The sequence below is a fragment of the Aeromicrobium fastidiosum genome (assembly GCF_017876595.1).
GTDB lineage: Bacteria > Actinomycetota > Actinomycetes > Propionibacteriales > Nocardioidaceae > Aeromicrobium > Aeromicrobium fastidiosum.
Genome location: NZ_JAGIOG010000001.1, coordinates 2265080 through 2287165, shown reverse-complemented (window position 1 = coordinate 2287165; position 22086 = coordinate 2265080). Strand labels below are relative to the sequence as shown.

The 22086-nt window shown below is 70.2% G+C and carries 24 protein-coding genes and 1 tRNA gene; 14 read left to right on the top strand and 11 right to left on the bottom strand.

From position 1 onward, the window contains the following. Nucleotides 1-46: 46 nt before the first annotated feature. From JOF40_RS11295 to JOF40_RS11250, 10 genes are all read left to right on the top strand, one after another. Nucleotides 47-1582 carry a phytoene desaturase family protein gene (locus JOF40_RS11295; protein ID WP_129185157.1) on the top strand — a complete coding sequence of 512 codons (1536 nt, stop codon included), beginning with the start codon at nt 47-49 and terminating at the stop codon, nt 1580-1582. 53 nt (nt 1583-1635) lie between these two features. Then, a tRNA-Lys gene (locus JOF40_RS11290) sits at nt 1636-1708 on the top strand. Between the two features lie 182 nt (nt 1709-1890). Then, nucleotides 1891-2427: an RNA polymerase sigma factor gene (locus JOF40_RS11285; RefSeq protein WP_129185158.1), complete on the top strand. Its 537-nt coding sequence runs from the start codon at nt 1891-1893 to the stop codon at nt 2425-2427. Continuing rightward, nucleotides 2424-3383, top strand: a complete 960-nt coding sequence (locus tag JOF40_RS11280; RefSeq protein WP_129185159.1) for a CU044_5270 family protein — start codon at nt 2424-2426, stop codon at nt 3381-3383. Before JOF40_RS11285 ends, JOF40_RS11280 begins: the two co-directional genes overlap by 4 nt. A 60-nt stretch (nt 3384-3443) precedes the next feature. Further along, nucleotides 3444-4703: a DUF222 domain-containing protein gene (locus JOF40_RS11275; protein ID WP_129185160.1), complete on the top strand. Its 1260-nt coding sequence runs from the start codon at nt 3444-3446 to the stop codon at nt 4701-4703. Further along, on the top strand, nt 4700-5041 hold the full coding sequence (locus tag JOF40_RS20360) for a TraR/DksA family transcriptional regulator (protein ID WP_129185161.1): 342 nt from the start codon (nt 4700-4702) through the stop codon (nt 5039-5041). Before JOF40_RS11275 ends, JOF40_RS20360 begins: the two co-directional genes overlap by 4 nt. Before the next feature lie 57 nt (nt 5042-5098). Next, a complete protein-coding gene (locus JOF40_RS11265) occupies nt 5099-5332 on the top strand; it encodes a hypothetical protein (protein WP_129185162.1) in 234 nt (77 codons plus the stop codon). Nucleotides 5333-5385: 53 nt separating this feature from the next. Next, nucleotides 5386-5712 (top strand): TFIIB-type zinc ribbon-containing protein, encoded by a 327-nt coding sequence (locus JOF40_RS11260; protein WP_129185163.1) that lies wholly within the window; start codon nt 5386-5388, stop codon nt 5710-5712. A 57-nt stretch (nt 5713-5769) separates the two neighbouring features. Continuing rightward, complete coding sequence (locus JOF40_RS11255) at nt 5770-6624, top strand: NAD-dependent epimerase/dehydratase family protein (protein ID WP_129185164.1); 855 nt, start codon at nt 5770-5772, stop codon at nt 6622-6624. Then, nucleotides 6621-6938, top strand: coding sequence for a DUF503 domain-containing protein (locus JOF40_RS11250; RefSeq protein ID WP_245343128.1), 318 nt, complete (start codon nt 6621-6623; stop codon nt 6936-6938). Before JOF40_RS11255 ends, JOF40_RS11250 begins: the two co-directional genes overlap by 4 nt. Before the next feature lie 45 nt (nt 6939-6983). Here the strand turns inward: JOF40_RS11250 and JOF40_RS11245 are convergent, their stop codons facing one another. Genes JOF40_RS11245 through kdpF form a run of 6 tightly spaced genes read right to left on the bottom strand, consistent with a single transcriptional unit; the run spans nt 6984 to nt 14569 of the window. After that, nucleotides 6984-7667, bottom strand: coding sequence for a response regulator (locus tag JOF40_RS11245; RefSeq protein ID WP_129185165.1), 684 nt, complete (start codon nt 7665-7667; stop codon nt 6984-6986). Beyond that, the gene (locus JOF40_RS11240; RefSeq protein WP_246152948.1) at nt 7664-10186 is read right to left on the bottom strand and encodes an ATP-binding protein; all 2523 of its coding nucleotides are present in this window, start codon (nt 10184-10186) and stop codon (nt 7664-7666) included. The genes JOF40_RS11245 and JOF40_RS11240 overlap by 4 nt, the downstream gene beginning before the upstream one ends. Nucleotides 10187-10197: 11 nt before the next feature. Continuing rightward, the gene (kdpC, locus tag JOF40_RS11235; protein WP_129185166.1) at nt 10198-10791 is read right to left on the bottom strand and encodes a potassium-transporting ATPase subunit KdpC; all 594 of its coding nucleotides are present in this window, start codon (nt 10789-10791) and stop codon (nt 10198-10200) included. A 2-nt stretch (nt 10792-10793) separates the two neighbouring features. Continuing rightward, complete coding sequence (gene kdpB / locus JOF40_RS11230) at nt 10794-12800, bottom strand: potassium-transporting ATPase subunit KdpB (protein ID WP_129185167.1); 2007 nt, start codon at nt 12798-12800, stop codon at nt 10794-10796. After that, nucleotides 12797-14473 carry a potassium-transporting ATPase subunit KdpA gene (gene kdpA, locus JOF40_RS11225; protein ID WP_245343126.1) on the bottom strand — a complete coding sequence of 559 codons (1677 nt, stop codon included), beginning with the start codon at nt 14471-14473 and terminating at the stop codon, nt 12797-12799. Before kdpA ends, kdpB begins: the two co-directional genes overlap by 4 nt. 6 nt (nt 14474-14479) lie before the next feature. Continuing rightward, nucleotides 14480-14569, bottom strand: a complete 90-nt coding sequence (gene kdpF, locus JOF40_RS11220; RefSeq protein ID WP_129185168.1) for a K(+)-transporting ATPase subunit F — start codon at nt 14567-14569, stop codon at nt 14480-14482. A gap of 169 nt (nt 14570-14738) precedes the next feature. On the opposite strand from kdpF, the gene JOF40_RS11215 reads away from it, so the two are divergent. Together JOF40_RS11215 and JOF40_RS11210 are read left to right on the top strand one after the other, a co-directional pair. Further along, a complete protein-coding gene (locus JOF40_RS11215; protein ID WP_129185169.1) occupies nt 14739-15788 on the top strand; it encodes an HpcH/HpaI aldolase/citrate lyase family protein in 1050 nt (349 codons plus the stop codon). Nucleotides 15789-15811: 23 nt separating this feature from the next. Further along, nucleotides 15812-16687 carry an HpcH/HpaI aldolase/citrate lyase family protein gene (locus JOF40_RS11210; RefSeq protein ID WP_129185170.1) on the top strand — a complete coding sequence of 292 codons (876 nt, stop codon included), beginning with the start codon at nt 15812-15814 and terminating at the stop codon, nt 16685-16687. Between the two features lie 140 nt (nt 16688-16827). Here the strand turns inward: JOF40_RS11210 and JOF40_RS11205 are convergent, their stop codons facing one another. From JOF40_RS11205 to JOF40_RS11195, 3 genes are all read right to left on the bottom strand, one after another. After that, the gene (locus JOF40_RS11205) at nt 16828-17094 is read right to left on the bottom strand and encodes a hypothetical protein (RefSeq protein WP_129185171.1); all 267 of its coding nucleotides are present in this window, start codon (nt 17092-17094) and stop codon (nt 16828-16830) included. Nucleotides 17095-17402: 308 nt separating this feature from the next. Then, complete coding sequence (locus JOF40_RS11200; protein ID WP_129185172.1) at nt 17403-18521, bottom strand: FUSC family protein; 1119 nt, start codon at nt 18519-18521, stop codon at nt 17403-17405. A 31-nt stretch (nt 18522-18552) separates the two neighbouring features. Further along, nucleotides 18553-18801, bottom strand: a complete 249-nt coding sequence (locus JOF40_RS11195) for a DUF3618 domain-containing protein (protein WP_129185173.1) — start codon at nt 18799-18801, stop codon at nt 18553-18555. A 75-nt stretch (nt 18802-18876) separates the two neighbouring features. Here JOF40_RS11195 and bcp point away from each other — a divergent pair, with 75 nt between their 5' ends. Beyond that, the gene (bcp, locus tag JOF40_RS11190; protein ID WP_129185174.1) at nt 18877-19341 is read left to right on the top strand and encodes a thioredoxin-dependent thiol peroxidase; all 465 of its coding nucleotides are present in this window, start codon (nt 18877-18879) and stop codon (nt 19339-19341) included. A 9-nt stretch (nt 19342-19350) separates the two neighbouring features. Here the strand turns inward: bcp and JOF40_RS11185 are convergent, their stop codons facing one another. Further along, a complete protein-coding gene (locus JOF40_RS11185; RefSeq protein WP_129185175.1) occupies nt 19351-19638 on the bottom strand; it encodes a DUF1330 domain-containing protein in 288 nt (95 codons plus the stop codon). Nucleotides 19639-19766: 128 nt separating this feature from the next. Here JOF40_RS11185 and JOF40_RS11180 point away from each other — a divergent pair, with 128 nt between their 5' ends. Continuing rightward, nucleotides 19767-21068 (top strand): carboxypeptidase regulatory-like domain-containing protein, encoded by a 1302-nt coding sequence (locus JOF40_RS11180; RefSeq protein WP_188111906.1) that lies wholly within the window; start codon nt 19767-19769, stop codon nt 21066-21068. Nucleotides 21069-21143: 75 nt separating this feature from the next. Here JOF40_RS11180 and JOF40_RS11175 read toward each other — a convergent pair whose 3' ends face one another. Then, entirely contained in the window at nt 21144-22079 is a 936-nt protein-coding gene (locus JOF40_RS11175) for an ABC transporter substrate-binding protein (RefSeq protein WP_129185177.1), read from the bottom strand. Between the last annotated feature and the right edge of the window lie 7 nt (nt 22080-22086).

Here is a 22086-nt window from a genome sequence, read left to right as displayed (position 1 = left end):
GGCTTCCGTGAAGCGCTCAGACGCCGGCCGACCCTAGGCTGGGGCCATGACGCAGACCTCCCCCACGACCGGCCGCTTCGACGTCGCGATCGTCGGCGGCGGGCACAACGCCCTCGTCGCGGCGACGTACCTGGCCCGGGCCGGCAAGGACGTCATCGTCCTGGAGCGGCTCCCCCACGTCGGCGGCGCAGCCATCAGCGCACAGGTCTTCGACGGCCTGGACGCCCGCCTGTCGCGCTACTCCTACCTCGTGAGCCTCATGCCGCAGCAGATCGTCGACGAGCTGGGCCTCCGCCTCGACCTACGGTCGCGCGACACGGCGTCGTACACGCCGCACGAGGGCGGCGGCCTGCTGGTCGAGACCGTGGAGGGCGAGGCGACGCGCGAGTCGTTCCGGGCTCTCACCGGGTCGGACGACGAGCTCGACGCCTGGCGGCAGTTCTACGCCGAGGTCGCCGACCTCGCCGAGGTCATCGCCCCGACCCTGCTGTCGCCACTTCCCCACATCGGCAACCTGCGCGACCTCAGCGAGATGAGCACCTGGACCGACGTCGTCGACGAACCGCTGGGCACGGCGATCGAGCGACGATTCGCCCACGACCTCGTGCGAGGAGTCGTGGCGACCGACGCCCTCATCGGGACGTTCGCCTCCCTGCACGACCCGTCGCTGGTGCAGAACCGCTGCTTCCTCTACCACCTGATCGGCAACGGCACGGGCGAGTGGCGGGTGCCGGTCGGCGGGATGGGCGCGGTCACCGGCGAGCTCGAGCGCGTCGCCCGCGAGGCCGGTGCGACGATCCTCACCTCGGCGACCGTCTCGCGCGCCGTGGCCTCCGACGACGGCGTCGTCGTCAGCGGCGAAGGCTTCTCCGTCGAGGCCGACTGGCTGCTGAGCGGCGTCGCCCCCTACGTGCTGGCAGGGCTGATGGGCGACCCGCTGCCGGTCAAGCCGTCCGGCTCGCAGTTCAAGATCAACCTGCTGGTGTCGCGTCTGCCCCGACTGCGGTCGGGCGTCGACCCCGCCGTCGCCTTCGCCGGCACGTTCCACCTGGGCGAGTCGATGAGCGAGCTGGAGCAGGCGTGGCAGCAGGCGTCCGACGGACGGCTGCCCGATCGCGCCGCGGGCGAGCTCTACTGCCACACCCTCACCGATCGGTCGATCCTCGGACCGGAGCTGGCCGGCTCCGACGCACAGACCCTGACCTACTTCGGCCTGCACACCCCCTACGAGGTGCTGTCCGACGCCGCCGCAGCCGAACGGGCCTACGCCCAGGTCGTCGCGGCGCTCGACGAGCACCTCGCCGAGCCGATCGAGCCGTTGATCCTCGGCGTCGAGCACCGCACACCCGCCCAGATCGAGGAGTCGCTGGCCATGCCGGGCGGTCACATCTTCCACGGCGACCTCCAGTGGCCGTGGCTCGAGGAGGACGAGCGGCCCCGCACGTCCGCCGAGCGATGGGGCGTCGCGACGACGCACCCGCGCGTCCTGCTGTGTGGCAGCGGCGCCCGTCGAGGCGGCGCGGTCAGCGGGATTGCAGGCCACAACGCGGCCCACGCGCTCTTGGACGCCCCTCGGTTATGAGGTCGCGCCGACCCCCTGCTAACGTTGCACCCGCTTCGTGGCTCGGCCACAAGGCGGCATTAGCTCAATTGGCAGAGCAGCTGACTCTTAATCAGCGGGTTCGGGGTTCGAGTCCCTGATGCCGCACTGTGAAGGCCCCATTCCTCGCCGAATGGGGCCTTTGCTTTTGCCTGGAGCGACGCGGACTCACTCCCGCCCCAGCGTCTGCGGATACGGCACAGTGTGCCGATGACCGCAGCGGATGCTTTCTCACGAGATCCGTCGAGGCTGCCCGGTCACACCGACGGGTCGAGCGGACGTTACGGGGTATGACGACCTCTTCCGCCGAACGCTTCACCGAGTGCTGGCACGCCGAGGGCCCCCGGGTCCTGGCGTATGCACGCCGCCACATTGGCGATGACCTGGCGCAGGAAGTCGTGTCGGACACCTTCTTGGTCGCGTGGCGCAAGTGGGACAGCGTCCCGGATCCGGCGATCGGCTGGCTCATCGCCACAGCCCGCGGGGTCATCCGCAACCGGCACAGGTCGCTGCGACGACAGCACGCCCTGGAGGCCAGGGTCGCGCTACTCGACCAGGTGGCGTCTCCCGACGCGACCGAGTCGGCGCTCGTCCGGCAGGACGCGCTGCGCCGCCTCGCAGAGCTCAGCGAGCAGCACCGCGAGGCGCTGCTCATGACGAGCTGGGACGGCCTGACCTCCGAGGAGGCGGCGGAGGCGTTGGGCATCCGTCCGGCGGCGTTCCGGCGCAGGGTCAGCCGCGCTCGCGCGAGCCTCAACGACGATCCGTCGCCGCCCTCGCCCACCCCGATCCCGACCGCGGCCCTGTCGATCGAAGGAATCTCATGAGCACCCTCGAACGCGTCATCGACGACCTGCGCCCCGCACACGAGCCCCTCGACGCCGAGTGGTCGGCCGACACCCTCACGGCGATCATGGCCCAGCCCGTGCGCCCGAAGCGCCGGCGTCGCCGGCTCGCGGTCGCCGCGACACTCGTCGGCGTCGTCACCGTGCCGGTGATGTTGAGCGGCGGCAGCGCCTCGGCCCGCGCCGAGCTGTTGTCCCTGGCCGTCGTGGCAGCTCGTGCCGACGGTCCGGTCATCACGCCGGGCACCTACCTGCACGTCAGGACTGAGTCGCTGCAGGTCAACAGCAGCGTCCTCGGCGACGGGAAGCGCCTCGACACCAACCGGGAGTCGTGGACCCGGTGGGACGGCGACATGGTCGCCATCGACACCCGCCCGTCCGCCGGGTGGACCGAGCACCACCGGTTCACCCACGACCCGGACGACATCGGGTTCGGCTCCCCGTCCCCGGAGTTCGTCGCATCGCTGCCCGACACGCCGGACGCGCTGCGCCGGTACCTCGACAGGACCGTCTCGGGGTCCAACTCCCACGAGGAGGCGCTGTTCGTCGCGATCAGCGATCTGGCGTACTCCCGCATGCTCGACCCGCACACCTTCGCGACGGCGCTGCGGGTGCTCGCCGACGTCCGTGGCGTCTCGACCGACGACGTGGAGGTCGATGGACGCCCGGCCGTCGAGGTGCAGTACGACCGATTCTTCGGTCTGGGGTTCGTCTCGCGCAGCTCGTTCACGGTCGACACGGAGACCGCGCAGCTGCTCCGTATGTCGGAGACGAGCCCGTCCAGCGACTACACGTCGCGGACGAGGAGCGTCGAGGTCGTCGACGAGGTGCCGCCCGAGGTGCTGGCGGACCTCGATCGCTACGGCAACGGGTCCAGGATCTGCACCGACGGCAGCGAGGCCCGCGACACCGAGAGCCCCGAGGACACCTGCTCCTGAGGGTGTTGTCGGACCCTGTCTCTAGAGTGGGAGAAAGGTTGAGACGGCGGGGGTTTTGGGGTGTTGGACGATCGGCAGGTCATCGAGCAGGTGGTCGTGCGTCGCGAGGCGCTCGCCGCGCTCGAGGCCGCCGAGGCGGTCGACATGCTCGACGTCGTCGACCGTGCCCGTGCCGCCGGTGAGGCGGTCAGTGAGGCGCAGGGGCGGCGTCGGGTCGATGCGGCGGTGCACGAGCTGTCGCTCGCGATGCGGCTACCGGTCCCGACGATCGAACGCCGTGTGGCCCGTGCCCGGCGGTTGCGGTCGACGATGCCCGACGTGTGGCAGGCGTGGCTCGACGGACGCATCAGCACCACCCACGTGGCCGCGGTCGACCGTGCCGCGACCCGTCTGGTCCACGGCGAGTCGGTGGCCGCGCTCGATGACATCGCTGTCGAGCGGATCAGCCGGTTGACGCCGGGTCAGGCGACCCGGTGGCTGGACCGGTGGGTCGAACGCACCGAAGCCACCGAATCGGCCCGCCGCCACGAACGCGCGCACGCCGACCGGAAAGTGTCGTCGCGGCCGTTGGGTGACGCCATGACCCGCCTGACCGCCGACGTCGCCGCCACCGACGCGGCCGCGGTCATGCAGAGCCTGACCGGTGCCGCTCACGGTCTTCCGGCTGATGACGGCCGCACGATCGACCAAGCCAGAGCTGACCTGCTCGTCGATACCCTGCTGGGCCGTGAGCCAGGCGGGCTCGGGTTCCGGGCGGTCATCGGCATCACCGTCCCGCTGTCGTCCCTGATGGGATTCAGTGATGTGCCCGGTGAGCTGACCGACCGGTCCGCGACGATCCCCGCGCACATCGTCCGCGCCGCCATGGCCGACGAACACAGCCTGCTGTACCGGTTGGTCACAGATGACGTCGGCAACCTCATGACCGTCACCTGGCTCGGAAGGTTCGCGCCCACCCGGTTGGCGCAGGTGCTGGAGTTCAGGGACGGCACATCAGTGTTCCCGACGAGCACCGTCCCAGCCCGGGCCTGCGACACCGACCACAGTGATCCATGGCCCGCCGAGACGTCCGCCGCGAACACCGGCCCGTTGAACCGCAGGGCCCACAACCTCAAGACCGAAGGACACCTACGTCTTCGACAACCCGCGCCCGGGGTCTTCGCATGGACCACCAGCACCGGGCACACCTACACACGCACCCCAGAACCCCTCCCCATCGCAGACTGGGAACACGCCACGGCGGACCTACCCGCCGACCCGTGGGCCGTCGAGTTCAACCAGATGCTCGAAGCGCTCACCGCCGCGGGGGCCAGCGCATGAACGCGACAGATCCGACACGGGCGGCGCTCGAGGCCGAGCACGTGGCGGCGTCCACGCTGCTCGCCTCCCTGACCCGCGACTTCGAGGGCATCGTCGAGGCCTCGGCCGACTCCAACGCCGACGACGAGCACGATCCCGAGGGCTCGACGATCGCGTTCGAGCGGTCGCAGGTCAGCACCATGATCGGGCAGGCCCGCACGCGGATGTCCGAGGTCGCAGCAGCCCTACAGCGGCTCGACGCCGGCACCTACGGCGTGTGCGAGGTCTGCGGCGAGCCCATCCCACCCGGACGCCTGGAGGCGCGACCGGTGGCGCGGCGCTGCGTGGCCTGCTCCTGATCACGAGGCCGGTCGCCGCAGTGGCAGGCCGATGCACGCCGACGTAACGTGGATCACATGTCACGCCGCCCACCCGAGACACGTGCTCGAGACGCCGCCGTCGTGCTCGCAGTCGGCCTCGCGGTGCTCACCGTGGCCGCCGCGGTGCTCTACCGGCCGGGCGCGCCGCGATGGACCCATGTCGTGATCGACGGCGCGGCGTGGATGCTCATCATCTCCACCGGCACGCTGCTGCTGGCGTCGGCCGCCGAGAAGCTCGTCGAGATCGCCCGCCGCCGCCCGACGCACTGATCCATCGCGCCGATGCCCGGGAACTCTGACCCGGCGGCGCGAGTTGGGCAGGTATGAAATGTCCGACTGACAGCGCCACCCTCGTGATGAGCGAGCGGTCCGGCATCGAGATCGACTACTGCCCTGAGTGCCGAGGCGTCTGGCTCGACCGCGGCGAGCTCGACAAGATCCTCGACCGCGCTACCGCCGAGATCCCGCCGACCGCCGCACCCGCTCCCTCACCTCCGCCGCAGCAGTACGCGGAGCCGCGCTACAGCGAGCCCCGCTACGACGCCCCGCGCCGCGATGAGCCGCGTTACGACAGCCGCTCCGGCGGCTACGGCCAGCAGCCGTACCGCAAGAAGAAGAAGGAGCACTGGCTCTCCGAGCTGTTCGACTGAGCCCGGACGTGTGGCACGGACCGGAATACCGTCCCGTGCCACCTGGTTGTCACTGACATGAAGATCTTGCTCACGGGAGCCACCGGACTCATCGGATCGGCCGTGCTGTCTGCGCTGGTCGCCGACGGCCACCGGGTCACAGCGGTCGTCCGCAGCCAGGCGTCGTCGCTCAAGGTCAGCGACCAAGGTGCGACCGGCGTCATCGGCGACCTCTTCGACGCCCCGTGGCTGGCCTCGGAGCTGCGCGGCCACGACGGCTTCATCCACACGGCTGCTGGCGGCGACGATCGTGACCCGCAGCTCAACGACGCGGTGATCACCGCGGCCCTCGACGCCTTCGCGGGCACCGACAAGCCCTTCGTCCACACGGGCGGCATCTGGTCGTACGGTTCCGGCACCGACCTCGTCGAGACCGCCGACCCCGCCCCGCCGAGCCTGACCGCGTGGCGTCCCGCCGGCGAGCAGCGTGTCCTGGAGTCGGGCCTCAGGGCTTCCGTGGTGCAGCCCGGCATCGTCTACGGACACGGCGCGGGCATCCCGGCGATGCTGGTCGGCGGGGTCGACGACGGCACCCTGACGCTCGTCGGCAGCGGCGACCAGCACTGGGCGGCGGTGCACGTCGACGACCTCGCCGATCTCTACGTGCGCGCGCTGACGAACGCGCCCGGCGGCAAGGCCTACATCGCCGCTTCGGGCGACAACCCGACGGTCCGCGAGCTGGGCGAGGCAGTCGCCGACACCGTGGTGCCCGAGTCCGACGAGGAGACCGTGGCTCGCCTGGGCCCGTTCGGCGAGGCGCTGCTGCTCGACCAGCAGGCGACCGGCCAGCGCGCCAAGTCCGAGCTCGGCTGGCAGCCGTCCCGACCGACGCTCGTCGAGCTGCTCGCGAAGGGCTACTCCACCGCCGGATGAGCAGCGACCGCGACGGTATGTGGGTCGGATGGATCTCGTTCGACCTCCTGCTCGGCGACGTGCACTCGCTCAAGCAGAAGCGATCGATCGTCCGCCCGCTTGTCTCCGACCTGAGACGCCTCTTCGCCGTCTCGGCGGCGGAGACCACCCATCTCGACGTGCATCGCCGAGCGGGCGTGGGCGTCTCGCTCGTCGCGGCCGACAGCCAGCACGTCGCCGACGTGCTCGACCGGGTCGAGGACCTCGTGGCGAGGCGACCCGAGGTCGAGCTGCTGTCGGCCCAGCGCCGCGTCATCCGCAGCGACGACCTCTGACGCCCGTTCCGCCGCAGGGCGGTGACCCCGCGTCTGCGGGGAGACTCAGCCCGGCGGGGCGACGAGCCGGTAGCCGATGCCGGGATCGGTCAGGAACATCGCCGGCCGGGCCGGATCGGCCTCGAGCTTGCGGCGGATCTGAGCGAGGTACACCCGCAGGTAGTTGGTCTCGCGGTCGTAGCCGGGTCCCCACACCTCGTGCAGCAGGTCAGCCTGACGCACGAGGCGTCCCTCGCGGCGCGCGAGCACCTCGATGATGTGCCACTCCGTCGGGGTGAGCCGGACGTCCTCGCCGGCGCGGGTCGCGCGCCGCTCCGTCACGTCGAGCCACACGTCACCGGCCTCGACCACGATCGACGTCGCTCCCGCGCTGCTGCGACGTACCGCGGCGCGCACGCGGGCCAGCAGCTCCTCCATGTCGAAGGGCTTGGTGACGTAGTCATCGGCACCCTCGTCGAGCGCCTCGACCTTGTCGTCCGACTCGTGCCGCGCCGACAGCACCACGACCGGCACCTGCGTGAACCCCCGCAGACGCTTCAACACCGTGAGCCCGTCGATGTCGGGCAGGCCGAGGTCGAGGATCACGGCATCGGGCATCCGCTCGTCGACGATCTGCAGCGCCGACCGCCCGTCGGCTGCGGTCTCGACGTCGTAGCCTCGGGCCCGCAGGTTGATCGTCAGGGTCCGCAGGATCGCGGAGTCGTCGTCGACGGCCAGCACGAACGTCATCGCGGCGCTCCCGTCCCCGGCAGGTCGAGGACGAACGTCAGCCCGCCACCGGGCGTGTCCTCGGCCGTCAACGTACCGCCCATCGCCTCGGTGAGCCCCCGGGCGACCGCGAGTCCCAGCCCGATGCCCTCGCCGTGCGGGACGTCGCCGAGCCGTTGGAACGCCTCGAACAACCGCCCCTGCTGCTCGGCAGGGACCCCGGGTCCGGTGTCGACGACCCGCACGACCACTCGGTCGCCCGATGCCGTCGCGTCGACGCGGACCCTCGTGTCCGCGGGCGCATACGCCAGGGCGTTGCCGACGAGATTGGCCACGACGCGTTCCAGCAGGCCGGCGTCGGCGACGACGAGCGCCGCAGCGTCGTCGACCACGACGTCGACGCGATCGGTGCCGGCCAACGAGGAGAGCGAGATCAGCACGACGGCCTCCAGCTCCACCTCGTCGACGTGGGCGGTGACCGCGCCCATCTGGATGCGACTCATGTCGAGCAGGTTGGCCACCAGGTCGTCGAGGCGGTCGGCCCCCTCCTCGACCGTCTCGAGCAGCGCCTGCTCGTCCTCGGGCGACCACTGGATCTGGGTGTTGCGCAGGCTGCTGACGGCGGCCTTGACCGCCGACAGCGGCGACCTCAGGTCGTGCGAGACGGCGGCGAGCAGCGCCGTGCGAGTGCGGTCGGTCTCGGCCAGCACCCGACGCTCGCTGCGCTCCTGCGCCGCGCGACGCCGCTCCCCCAGCACCGAGGCGTGAGCGGCATACGCCTTGAGCAGCCGCTGGTCGGCGGCCGGGAGCGCCCGTCCGACGAGCGCCAGGCTCGAGTCGGCGTCGATGGGCATCACGACGTCGGCCTTCTCCGAGGAGTCGATCGGCGTGCCGAAGGAGTGCACGACCTCGCCCTCGGTGGTGATCACGGCGGCACCGGCCATGCCGAACAGCTCGCAGGCGTTCGACAGCAGGGTCCTGAAGTCGCCGGCGTGCAGCAGGCTGTGCGACAGCACCGTCAGGGCGTCGGCCTCGGCGCTGGCCTTCTCGGCCTGGGCCGTGCGACGGGCCGCCAGCCCGACCACGGACGACACGGCCACGCCCACCATGACGAACAGCACGACGGCGAAGGCGTTGTCGCCGCTGGCGATCGTGAACGTGCGCAACGGCGGCGTGAAGAAGAAGTTGAGCGCGAACCCGCTGATGAGGGAGCACGCGACGGCCGGCCAGCGTCCCCCTGCGATGGCCGTCGCGACCACGAGGGCCATGAAGAACATCGCCTCGGTCGGCAGGCCGTGGAAGTCTGGGGTCGCGAGCAGCAGGCCCGACAGGACGAACGGGCCGAGCACGCCGAGGAGGAATCCGTACAGGCGCCGGCGGCGGCTCAGCTCGGGCGTCGACCGGACGTTGGCCCGGGTCCGCCGCGCCTCGTCGTGCGTGACGATGTGGACGTCGATGTCGCCCGACTCGGCGATGACGATCTCGCCGATCCCGGGATTGGCGAGGGTCGACAGGCGTCCCCGCCGGCTGGCACCGATCAGCACCTGGGTGGCGTTCTCGGCCTTGGCGAAGTCGAGGATCGCCGTCGCGGTGTCGTCACCGACGACGGAGTGGAACGTGCCGCCCATGTCCTCGGTCATGACGTGCAGCCGGTGCAGACGCTCGGGGTCCATCTGCACGAGCCCATCGCCGCGCGTGACGTACAGGCCGAGCCACTCGCCGCCTCCGGTGCGGGACGCGATGCGGGCCGCCCGCCGCATCAGCACCTCCGACTCCGGTCCACCGGTGACGGCGACGACGATGCGTTCGCGGGTCGCCCACGTGGAGTCGATCTCGTGCTGGTCGCGGTAGCGGTCGAGCCCCTCCTCGACCCGGTCGGCCAGCCACAGCAGGGCGAGCTCGCGCAGCGCCGTCAGGTTGCCCTCGCGGAAGAACTGCGACAGCGCGGCGTCGACCTTGTCGGGGGCGTAGACGTTGCCGTGCGCCATGCGACGGCGCAACGACTGGGGGCTCATGTCGACCAGCTCGATCGCGTCGGCACCCCGCACGACCTTGTCGGGGACGGTCTCACGCTGGCGGATGCCCGTGATCGACTCGACGACGTCGTTGAGCGACTCCAGGTGCTGGATGTTGACGGTCGTGATGACGCAGATGCCGGCGGCGAGCAGCTCCTCGACGTCTTGCCAGCGCTTCTCGTGTCCGACGCCCGGCACGTTGGTGTGGGCCAGCTCGTCGACCAGCACGACCTCGGGCATCCGGGCCAGGACAGCCTGCACGTCGAGCTCCTCCTGCCGCGTGCCGCGGTGGTCGACGACGAGCCGAGGGACGACCTCGAGGCCCTCGACCTGCGCGGCGGTGTTGACGCGGCCGTGCGTCTCGACGAAGCCGACGACGACGTCGGTGCCGCGCTCGGCCCGCCGGCGTCCCTCGTCGAGCATCCGGTAGGTCTTGCCGACGCCGGGCGAGGCACCGAGGTAGACGCGCAGCACGCCCCTCTGCCGATTGCGGTCCTCGTCGCCCTGCACGTCCTCAGTCTGCACCGTGGCCAGTCCTACCGGTCCGCGAGAGCGAGATTGAGCTCGAGCACGTTGACCTTGGGCTCGCCCAGGAAGCCCAGCTGGCGTCCGTCGGTGTGGTCGGCGACGAGCGCCCGCACCGCGGCGATGTCCATCCCCGTGGCCTTCGCGACGCGGGGCACCTGCAGCGCCGCGTACTCCGGCGAGATGTAGGGGTCGAGCCCCGAGCCCGAGGCGGTCACGGCATCGGCGGGGATGCTAGCGACGTCGACGCCCTCGACCTTCGCGATCGTCGCCTGACGCTCGGCGATCGCCTTCAGCAGAGCGGGATTCGACGGTCCGAGGTTGGACGGTGCCGAGGCGAGCCCGTCGTAGTCGGCAGCCGACGGACGACCGTGGAACAGGGCGTCGTCGCGGACGGCGAAGTCCTGGCCGATGAGGCGCGAGCCCACGTCCTTGCCGTCGACCGTGACGATCTGGCCGTTGGCCCGGTCGTGGAAGGCGACCTGCGAGACGCCCCAGACGGCTGCCGGGTAGGCGACCCCCAGCAGGACCGTCATGACGATCAGCACCTTGAGGCCGACGAGTGACTGGCGGACGAGACCGCCGGAGAGGTTGAGGCGGTTCATGGCTACCCGATTCCTGGGATGGTGGAGACGACGAGGTCGATGAGCTTGATGCCGACGAACGGGGCGATGACGCCGCCCAGCCCGTAGACGAGGATGTTGCGGCGCAGGATCGCGGCCGCAGAGACGGCCCGGTAGGCGACGCCCTTGAGCGCCAGCGGGATCAGCGCCACGATGACCAAGGCGTTGAAGATGACCGCCGACACGATCGCCGACTGCGGCGTCGCGAGGTGCATGACGTTGAGCTCGTCGAGCGACGGGTACGCCACGAGGAACATCGCGGGGATGATCGCGAAGTACTTGGCCACATCGTTGGCGATCGAGAACGTCGTCAGGGCACCGCGGGTGATGAGCAGCTGCTTGCCGATGCCGACGATGTCGATGAGCTTGGTCGGGTCGGAGTCGAGGTCGACCATGTTGCCGGCCTCCTTGGCCGCGGACGTGCCCGAGTTCATCGCGACGCCGACGTCGGCAGCTGCCAGCGCGGGGGCGTCGTTGGTGCCGTCGCCGGTCATCGCGACGAGGCGACCGCCCTCCTGCTCCCGATGGATCAGGCGCATCTTGTCCTCGGGGGTGGCCTCGGCCAGGAAGTCGTCGACGCCGGCCTCCTGCGCGATCGCCGCCGCGGTGAGCGGGTTGTCGCCGGTGATCATGACGGTGCGGATGCCCATGCGGCGCAGCTCGTCGAAGCGCTCGACCATCCCCTCCTTGACGACGTCCTTGAGGTGGACGACGCCCAGCACACGCGTGACGCCTGCGACCTGCTCGGCCACGACGAGCGGTGTGCCACCCGAGCCGCTGATCTCGTCGATCGCGATGCGGACGTCCTCGGGGATGCCACCGCCCCACGCCGCGACCGAGCCGCCGGCACCCTTGCGGACGATGCGTCCGTCGGCCAGGTCGACGCCCGACATGCGGGTCTGGGCGGTGAACTCGACGAACGTCGCACCGTCCGCGGCGACCGTGGCGGGTGCACCCTGCTCGACGGCCAGCTCGACGATCGAGCGTCCCTCCGGGGTCTGGTCGGCCAGGCTCGACAGCCGGGCGGCGTCGCGGATCTCGTCGTCGGACACTCCTGCGGCCGGCACGAAGCGCGATGCGCGTCGGTTGCCGTAGGTGATGGTGCCGGTCTTGTCGAGCAGCAGAGTGCTGACGTCGCCGGCTGCCTCCACCGCGCGGCCCGACATCGCCAGCACGTTGACCTGCACGAGGCGGTCCATGCCGGCGATGCCGATCGCGCTGAGCAGAGCGCCGATCGTGGTGGGGATGAGGCACACCAACAGGGCCACGAGCACCAGCGTGCTCTGCGGGGCGCCCGCGTAGTCGGCCATGGGCTTGAGCGTCGCGACGGCCAGGACGAACACGATCGTCAGGCTGACCAGCAGGATCGACAGCGCGATCTCGTTGGGCGTCTTGCGGCGGGACGCACCCTCGACGAGCGCGATCATCCGGTCGATGAACGTCTCTCCGGGTGCCGAGGTGATCTTGACCGTGATCTGGTCGGACAGCACCTTGGTGCCGCCCGTGACCGCCGAGCGGTCGCCGCCGGCCTCGCGGATGACGGGGGCGGACTCGCCCGTGATGGCCGACTCGTCGACCGAGGCGACGCCCTCGACGACGTCGCCGTCGCCCGGCACGACCTCGCCGGCCTGGACGATCACCAGGTCGCCGACGCGCAGCTCGGTGCCGGCGACGGTCTCCTCGGTACCGTCGGGCAGCAGCCGCAGGGCTGCGACGTCGGTGCGGGCGGCCCGCAGCGAGGCGGCCTGCGCCTTGCCGCGACCCTCCGCGACGGCCTCCGCGAGGTTGCCGAAGACGACCGTGAGCCACAGCCACACCGCGATGGTCCATGCGAACGTCGTCGGGTCGGCGATCGCGATGACGGTCGTCATGACCGAGCCGATCCACACGATGAACATGACGGGGCTGCGCCACAGGTGACGCGGGTCGAGCTTGCGCAGCGCCGAAGGCAGCTGGGAGAGCATGGACGTGATGGTCATACCGGTATTCATGAGGAAAGTGCCTCCGCGAGGGGTCCGAGAGCCAGCGCCGGGAAGAACGTCAGGCCCGTGATCAGGAGGATCACGCCGACGAGCAGACCGGTGAACAGGGGTGTGTGGGTGGGCAGCGTGCCGGCGGTCGTCGGCACCTTGCCCTGCCGGGCGAGCGAGCCGGCCAGGGCCAGCACCAGCACGATCGGCACGAACCGGCCGAGCAACATCGCCGCCGCCAGCGACAGCTGGAAGAAGTGCGAGGTCACGGTGAGGCCGCCGAAGGCGCTGCCGTTGTTGTTGGCCGCCGAGGTGAACGCGTAGACGACCTCGCTGAAGCCGTGGCCGCCCGGGTTGCCCATCGCGTCGGGCGTGCCGCCGAGGGCGATCGCCGAGCCGATGCCGACCAGGACGATCGCGGGGACGCTCAGCGTGTAGAGCGCGACGTAGGTCATCTCCTTGGTGCCGATCTTCTTGCCGAGGATCTCCGGCGTCCGGCCGACCATCAGACCGGCGATGAAGACCGTCAGGATCGCCATGACGAGGATCCCGTAGATGCCGGCGCCGACGCCGCCGGGCGACACCTCGCCGAGCATCATGTTGACCAGCACCGTGCCGCCGCCGGCGGGCGTGAACGAGTCGTGCGAGGCGTTGACCGCACCCGTCGACGTCCCGGTCGTGAACACGCCGAACATCGCCGACGCCCAGGTGCCGAACTGGGTCTCCTTGCCCTCCATCGCGCCACCGGCGAGGCGGGCGGCCTGGGAGTGACCGCCGACCTCGGCCCACGTCGCGACGGTCAGGGCGGCACCGATCATCACCGTCATCGCCCCCAGGATCGCGAGACCCTGACGGCGGTGGCCGAGCATCGTGCCGGCCGTCCGGGTCAGGCTGATCGGGATGACCAGGATCAGGAACATCTCGACCAGGTTGCTGAACGGGTTCGGGTTCTCGAAGGGGTGCGCCGAGTTGGCGTTGAAGAAGCCGCCGCCGTTGGTGCCGAGCTCCTTGATCGCCTCCTGGCTCGCGACCGGGCCCCCGGGGATGACCTGCGTGCCGCCGGCCACCGCGTTGACGGTGTGGTCGGCGAGGTTCTGGATGACGCCCTGCGAGACCAGCAGGATCGCCGCCACGAAGGCGACCGGCAGCAGGATGCGCAGCGTGCCGCGCACCAGGTCGACCCAGAAGTTGCCGAGATCGTCCGACCGGGTGCGCATGAAACCGCGCAGCAGGGCCACCGCGACCGCGATGCCGACGGCGGCAGACAAGAAGTTCTGCACCGCGAGGCCGCCAGCCTGGGCCGCGAAGCCCAACGTCGACTCACCGCCGTACGACTGCCAGTTGGTGTTGGTCACGAACGACACGGCGGTGTTGAGGCCCATGTCCCACGGCATGCCGGGCAGGCCGCGGTCGAACGGCAGCGCCCGCTGTCCCACCAGGATCGCGAACAGTAGGACGATGCTGACCAGCGAGAAGCCCAGCACGCTCAGCGTGTACGACCGCGAGGTCTGTGCGGCGTCCGGATCGACGCCGATCAGCCGGTAGATGCGCTTCTCGACCCGCGTGTGCGAGGTCGACGTGAACGTGCGCGCCATGTGGTCGCCGAACGGGACGTACACGACGGCGAGCAGCACGACGAGGGTGGCGAGGGTGAGCAGGCCGGAGGTCTCCCCCGAGATGTGCACTGTGGACATGGCGGCTCAGAACTTCTCGGGACGGACGAGCGCCGCGACCAGATAGGTCAGCAGCCCCGCCACGATCACGAGCAGGAGGAGGGATTCGAAGGTCATGGCTCCACACCACACCCGTCAGCGCCTCCGCTCGCCGTCCTTGACGGGACGCTGACACGTCTTGACGCGATCTTGACGCTTCGCTCGGCCCCATGCTTGCGCCATCGGAGGACATCGGCATACTGGCGGGTAGTTTTGCCGTCCCTGCCCCGACCGAGAGATGACCCGCGTGCGCAATCCCCGAGCCTTCCTCCGTCCCCTCGCCGTCGGTGCCCCGACGCCCGTCGCCGACATCCCGTTCCGCCCGAGCCGGATGATCCACTTCTTCGACCCGAGCAACCCGAAGATGGCCGCGAAGGTGCCGGACATCGCCAAGAAGGTCGACATCATCCTCGGCAACCTCGAGGACGCCATCAAGACCGAGAACAAGGAAGCCGCCCGTCAGGGACTCGTCGACATCGGCAAGGCCACAGACTTCGGTGACACACAGCTGTGGACCCGCATCAACAGCCTCGACTCCCCCTGGGCGCTCGACGACCTCATCACGCTGGTCACCGAGATCGGCGACAAGCTCGACGTCGTCATGGTGCCCAAGGTCGAGGGCGCGCAGGACATCCACTACATCGACCGCATCCTGGCCCAGCTCGAGGCCCGCGCCGGCATCACGCGGCCGATCCTGGTGCACGCGATCCTCGAGACCGCCGAGGGCATGACCAACGTCGAGGAGATCGCGGCGGCGAGCCCCCGCATGCAGGGCATCTCGCTGGGACCCGCCGACCTCGCCGCGTCCCGCCGCATGAAGACGACCCGTGTCGGCGGCGGCCACCCCGGCTACCTCGTGCGCCAGGACCCCACGGGCGACGACCTCACCGAGGGGCGCACGACGTACCAGCAGGACCTGTGGCACTACACGATCGCCCGCATGGTCGACGCGTGCGCCGGCAACGACATCCTGCCGTTCTACGGACCGTTCGGTGACATCAAGGACGTCGTCGCGTGCGAGGACCAGTTCCGCAACGCGTTCCTGCTCGGCTGCGTCGGCGCGTGGAGCCTGCACCCCGTGCAGATCGACATCGCGAAGAAGGTCTTCTCCCCCGACCCCGCCGACGTCGCGCACGCCAAGGAGGTCGTCGAGGCGATGGGCGACGGGTCCGGTGCCGTCATGATCAACGGCAAGATGGAGGACGACGCGTCCTGCAAGCAGTGCATCGTGATGCTCGACCTCGCCAAGGCCCTGGCCGAGCGCGATCCCGAGCTCGCCGCCGCGTACGACCTCTGAGACCAGACCCCCGAAGGACGCACATGACTTCCGCTGAGCTCCGCCCCCGCCGTTCCGTCCTCTACATGCCCGGCGCCAACGAGCGTGCACTCGAGAAGGCCAAGGGCATCGATGCCGACGCGCTGATCCTCGACCTCGAGGACGCCGTCTCGCCCGACGCCAAGCCCGAGGCTCGCGACCGTGTCTGCGCGGCCGTCAGGTCGGGCGAGTACGGCCACCGCGAGCTCGCGATCCGGGTCAACGGCATCGGCACGCAGTGGCACGACGACGACATCGCCGCCGCGGCCGCCGCCGGGCCCGACGCCGTCCTGGTGCCCAAGGTCAACTCCGCCGCCGAGGTGCTGCAGCTCGTCGCGGCGCTGGAGGCGGCGGGAGCACCCGAGAAGACCCAGCTCTGGGCCATGATCGAGACCCCCGTCGCGCTGCTGCACGCCGAGGATATCTGCGCGGCCCACGAGCGCCTCACGGTCATCGTGATGGGCACCAACGACGTCGTCAACGAGACGTTCGGCCTGCACGTGCCGGGGCGCAACCCCCTCGTGCTGACGGCGCTGTCGCTGTCGCTGCTGGCGGCCCGCGCCGCCGGCAAGGTCATCATCGACGGCGTCTACAACGACGTGAAGAACCTCGAGGGCTTCGACGCCGAGGCCCGGCAGGGACGCGAGATGGGCTTCGACGGCAAGACGCTGATCCACCCGGGCCAGGTCGAGCCGGCCAACACCGCGTTCGCGCCGTCCGACGACGACATCGCCCACGCCCACGACATGATCCGAACCTTCGAGGAGGCGCAGGCCGCCGGTCAGGGTGTCGTGACGTTCAACGGCCGGATGGTCGAGGAGCTGCACGTGCGCGACGCCCGCCGCATCCTGGCCTTCGCCGACGCCATCGCCTCCCGCTGACGGTGCCGGGACACCACGGTCTCGTGGTGTCCCGGCACGTACCAAGGGTTGCAACCCCCGGTAGGTGACAGAAATCCTGGGTAAGTGCCGGGTTCCCACGGTCTCGTGGGAACCCGGCACCGTCATGCCGTGCTGACGAATCAGCGGGCGCGGTTGTAGACCTGGGCGTAGATCTCCTGCTTGCGACGCTGGAGCTTGCGGCGCTGGCGCACCGACTCCAGGAGCACAGCTCGATCGATCTCGGACAGCTCGTCCCAGGCGCGCGTCACGCGGCCCCTGCGGGACTCGAAGAGTGCCACTGCCTTCACCTCCTCTCCGTGTGATCCGTGGGTCGGGTTGACGTCGTGGATGGACGGGGTGTGGACGTGCTGAGCGGGCATGAGGGTCGTGTCGAGCGTGGTGTTCATGGCGCGCCTCCTTTCGTGAGGACTGGGTGGGGATGATCGATGGCGGACATCTGGTTGCGGACAACGAAAAAACCGCCCCGGATCGAAGATCCGAAGCGGCAGAAGTGCCAACAGGTGTGGGCTACTTCAGGTGCACTGCTCCGGAGGTGTGACCGGCGAAGAACGCGACGGCGTGGCGACGCGTCACGGATGTCATCGGGTTGATGATGTCCATGGGTCCACCTCCTGGGTCGGTCGAAACAGTCTCAGCAACGTAGCGCAGCGCCGGACAGGCTGTCCAGCCCACCATCGGCCAGCGCGCGCCCGGCTCAGTCGAAGTCGAGGCTCGCGTCGATCTCGTCGCGGGTCGCACCGCTGGCGTACAGCAGGTCGGCGGCCAGCGACCGCACCTGCGCCGCGATCGCGGCGGTGTTCATCGTCATCGCGCCGGGCAGCGCCTCGACCGCGATGCGGGCCGCCGCGACGAGCTGCTCACGCGCCTCGGCGAAGTCGTCGTGCTCCGACAGGTCGTCGGCGAAGATCTCGACGGCCCGCGCCAGGGAGTCGAGCGCGAGGTGCATGTCGGCAGGAGCGGCCTCGCCGTGGCGCAGCATCGCGGAGGTGCGACGGGCCAGCACGCGGGCGTCGCGGATCGCGTTGTCGAGGTCGCGCACGGCACCGACGTACAGGTCGAGGTGCCCGCGCTGCTTCCAGCGCATCGGCGACATCTTGGCGATCTCGGTGACATTGACCGCGGTCGACTCCAGCGCCTGCAGATCGGGCTGCATCGCCCGTGCCTCGTCGAGAGCCGTCTGGGCCAGGTCGGCGTCGGCCAGCCGCATCGCCTCGGCGCAGCGGGCCAGCACGCCGGACAGTCGGCGCAGCAGCGCCTGCGTCTCGGTGTCGATGTCGCGCACGGGGTTGCGGGGCACCAGCAGGATCAGCGCGAGGCCGCAGCAGCCGCCGATGAAGGCGTCGAGGAACCGGGTGACGGCGGGGTTGCCGGCGTTGGCGACCGGCACGACCGCAGCGAGCAGCACCGAGGAGTTGGCCGCCTGGGTGAGCGCCAGCCCCTTGATGCCGACCAGGGTGCTGACGATGACCGTGAGCACGACCACGAGGGCGATCTGCCAGGTGCCCCGCCCGATCGTCAGGATCAGCAGCTCACCGACGAGCACGCCGAGGGCGACGCCGCAGACCAGCTCGAACAGCGTCCGGGCGCGCACGCCGGCACCGGCCACGATGACGATGATCGCCGAGATCGGCGCGAAGAACGCCTGCGAGTGCCCCAGCAGCTGGGTCGAGATGAAGAACGCCAGCGACGTCGAGACGCTGAGCCTCAGCAGCAGCCGCCACCGCTTGCGCAGCAGCTTCAGCCGGTCGTCCAGGCTCGTGGTCGGCCGGCGCAGGCGGATGCGCCGCAGCGGGACGTCACGAGAGGGGCTCACGATCCGGTGCCGGGGCGCGGGGCGGGCATGGTCAGCGCAGGAACCGGCGCACCACGACGATGCCCGCGATGACGGCGACGACCCCGCCGACCAGCGGCAGGATGACCTCGAGCTTCGGCGAACCGGTCTCGTCGACGAACCTGCCCTTGACGTCGGCGAGGCTGCGGCGGGCGATGTTCTTGGGGTTGGAGCGGTCGATCAGCGCGTCGACGGTGTCGGCCAGTCGGTCGCGGATCACGTCGATCTCGTCGACCAGCTCGCTGGGTCGGTCGTTCGCCACGTCGTGCCTCGCTCACCTTGGAACATCTGGGACGTGCGGGCCGGCGGCACGCACACATACGCAAGGATAGGACGTATGACGACGCGACTGCAGGCAGGCGACACCGCACCCGATTTCACCCTCACCGACGACGCTGGCCAGAAGGTCACCCTGTCGGAGCAGCAGGGCAAGGTCATCGTCTACTTCTACCCCGCGGCGATGACGCCGGGCTGCACCAAGCAGGCCTGCGACTTCAGCGACTCGATCGACCGTCTGCAGTCCGAGGGCTACACCGTGCTCGGCATCTCGCCCGACAAGCCGGAGAAGCTCGCAAAGTTCCGCGAGAAGGACGGCCTGACGATCACCCTGCTGTCCGACCCCGACAAGGAGGTCCTGACGCAGTGGGGCGCGTTCGGCGAGAAGAAGCTCTACGGCAAGGTCGTGCAGGGTGTCATCCGGTCGACGTTCGTGGTCGAGGACGGCACCGTCACGCTCGCCCAGTACAACGTCAAGGCCACAGGCCACGTCGCGAAGCTGCGCAAGGACCTCGGCCTCGACTGACGGCCGGCCTCAGGCCCCGGGGACGATGCGCAGGTCGCGCACCGCGCCGTCGCCGAGCGCCTCGAGCGCCGCCTGGTAGGCCTCGCTGTCGTGCGCGGCGACCGCGGCCTCGACCGACGGGAACTCGATCAGCACCGACCGCTGCTCGCGCCCCGACTCGTACACCGCCTCCGGCAGTCCGCGGGCGAGGAAGGTGCCGCCCGCCGCCTCGAGGGCGGGGCCAGCCAGCGCGGCGTAGGCCTGCAGCTTGGTCGTGTCGAGGACCTCGAGGTACGTGCTGATCCAGTAGGCAGTCATGCGGCCATCGTGTCAGAGGTGCTGGAGCCTCTCGCCAACTCATGACCTTCGTCAGTGACGACAGGACGTCTCGACAGGCTAGGGTCTCGTGGGCGTCGACGACCGGTGCCACCGACCCGAGGACTCCCATGACGGCGCACAGACACCCGCACGCCATCCGCCAACTCGCCACGATGCTGGTCATCGGCGTTGCGCTCACGACCGTCGCGATGCCTCCGGCGACCGCCGCATCGCCCACGGGAACCATCACCGGCACCGTGACCGACACGGCCGGACGTCCCGTCGAGGGCGTCCGCGTGACGGCGCGCATCCCGCAGGGCGTCACCCAGCCCTCGGCTGCCAGTACGTCGACGTCGGGTGGCGCGTACTCGCTGTCCGTGCCCGCCAGCACGGAGGTGCAGGTGTGCGCGACGGCGTCCGGACGCCTCCCGGTCTGCTTCGACGACCAGCGCGGCTACGTCATCGACCGCACACCCCCGTCGACCCCGTGGGCGGGCGTCGGGACGCGGCTGACCCTCGACGCGGGCACGACACGCAACGGCACCAGCTTCCAGGTGCCGGCACCGGCACGCATCCGCGGCCTGCTGACCGACGCGAGCGGGCGACCGGTCGCCGGCGTGCGCGTGACCGCCCACACCGACGACGTCCGGGGCAACGACGACACCGCCTCGACGGTGTCGAACGGCGCCGGCCGCTACGACCTCGCCCTGACCGGGCAGCCCGACTCCCCGGCCGAGTACTGCCTCGACGTCGCGGCGGCTGCCGACGACGGCCACGCGTGGGTCCGGCGCCACCAGACCCGTCAGGGCGACGGGGTCTGGTTCGGGTGCACGAAGGTGATCAGCGCCGGCAGCGTGCTGACCGAGGACGTCACGCTCACCGCCGACGCGACCAATCCGGTCAGGAACATCACGACCCCCTACTTCGTCGGCACGCCCAAGGTGGGCTACACGCTCTCGGCCCGTCCGGGACGGTGGGACCCCGCCTCCCCCACGCTGAGCTACGCCTGGTTCGACGGCACGCGGCTGCTCGCCACCGGCCCCCGCTACGTCGTCCGGCGCGCCGAGCTGGGCCACACGATCTCGATCACCGCCACGGCCACGGCACCCGGCCGTGCCGCGGCGACGAGGTCGTGGGCCGCGACCGCCACCGTCGTGCGCGGCACGTTCTGGATCAAGAGCCGTCCGAAGGTCTCGGGACGGGCGAAGGTCGGCCAGCGACTCAGGGCGCGGTCGGCCGCGACCGACCCGGACGGCCGCCGCACCTACCGCTGGATGCGCGACGGCAGGACGATCCGCGGAGCCACCGGCTCGACCTACCGCGTCACGACGGCAGACCGCCGGCACCGCTTGTCGGTACGCGTGCGCTACACCGCTCCGGCCTACGAGACGGCGATGCGCGCGTCCCGATCGACCAAGAAGGTGCGGTAGCCCAGCGCCACATGCATGTCGAAGGCCCTCACCATCGGACGGTGAGGGCCTTCGACGTAGCAGTGCGTCAGCCGATCAGCTGAGGCCCTTGTCCTTCAGCCAGTCCTTGGCTGCCGTGGCCGCCGAGGCCTTCTCGTCGCCCTCGACCCGGTCGCGCAGGGCGATCAGGTCGTCGGTCGTGAGCTTGGCCGAGATCGCGTTCAGGACGTCATCGATCTCCTTGCTGTCGACCTTGTCGGAGATCAGCGGGATGATGTTCTGCGACGAGATCATGTTCTCGGGGTCGTCGAGCACGACGAGGTTCTCCGACTTGATCGCCGGCGACGTGGTGTAGATGTCTGCCACCTGCACCGAGTCGTCGACGAGCGCCTTGACGGTGTCGGGACCGCCGAAGTCCTCGATCGGGACGAACTTCACGTCGCTGGCCTTGACGCCGTAGACGCTCTCGAGCCCGGGGATGCCGTAGCCGAGATCGCCGAACTGCGGGTTGGCGCCCAGCGAGAACGGCACCAGCTTGGACAGGTCGCCGATCGAGGTGAGGCCCTTGCTGTCGGCCGTCTTCTGGGTGACGACGTAGGCGTCCTTGTCCTCGGCCGCGGCCGAGTCGAGCACCTTGAGCTTGTCCTTGGCGACCGCGTCGACCAGGGCCGCGTCGACGTCCTCGGTCGTGCGCTCGGTGTACTTCTCGTTGTAGTACGCCAGGAGGTTGCCGTTGTACTCGGGGATCAGGTTGATCGAGCCGTCCTGCAGGGCGGGGATCGTCTGCTGACGCGGGCCGATGTTGAACTTGCGGTCGACATCGATGCCCTTGGCTTCGAGGGCCTGGGCGTAGATCTCGCCGAGGATCTCGCTCTCGGGGAAGGCGAACGAGCCGACGACGACCTTGTCGCTCCCGCCCGAGGTGTCGGCGGCGGTCGGGTCGCTGGAGCCGCAGGCGGCGAGGGTGGCGGCGGAGAGCCCGATCACGAGGGCCGCCGTGCTCAGGCGGATGAGGCGTGGAGTGGTTGACATGTTTATT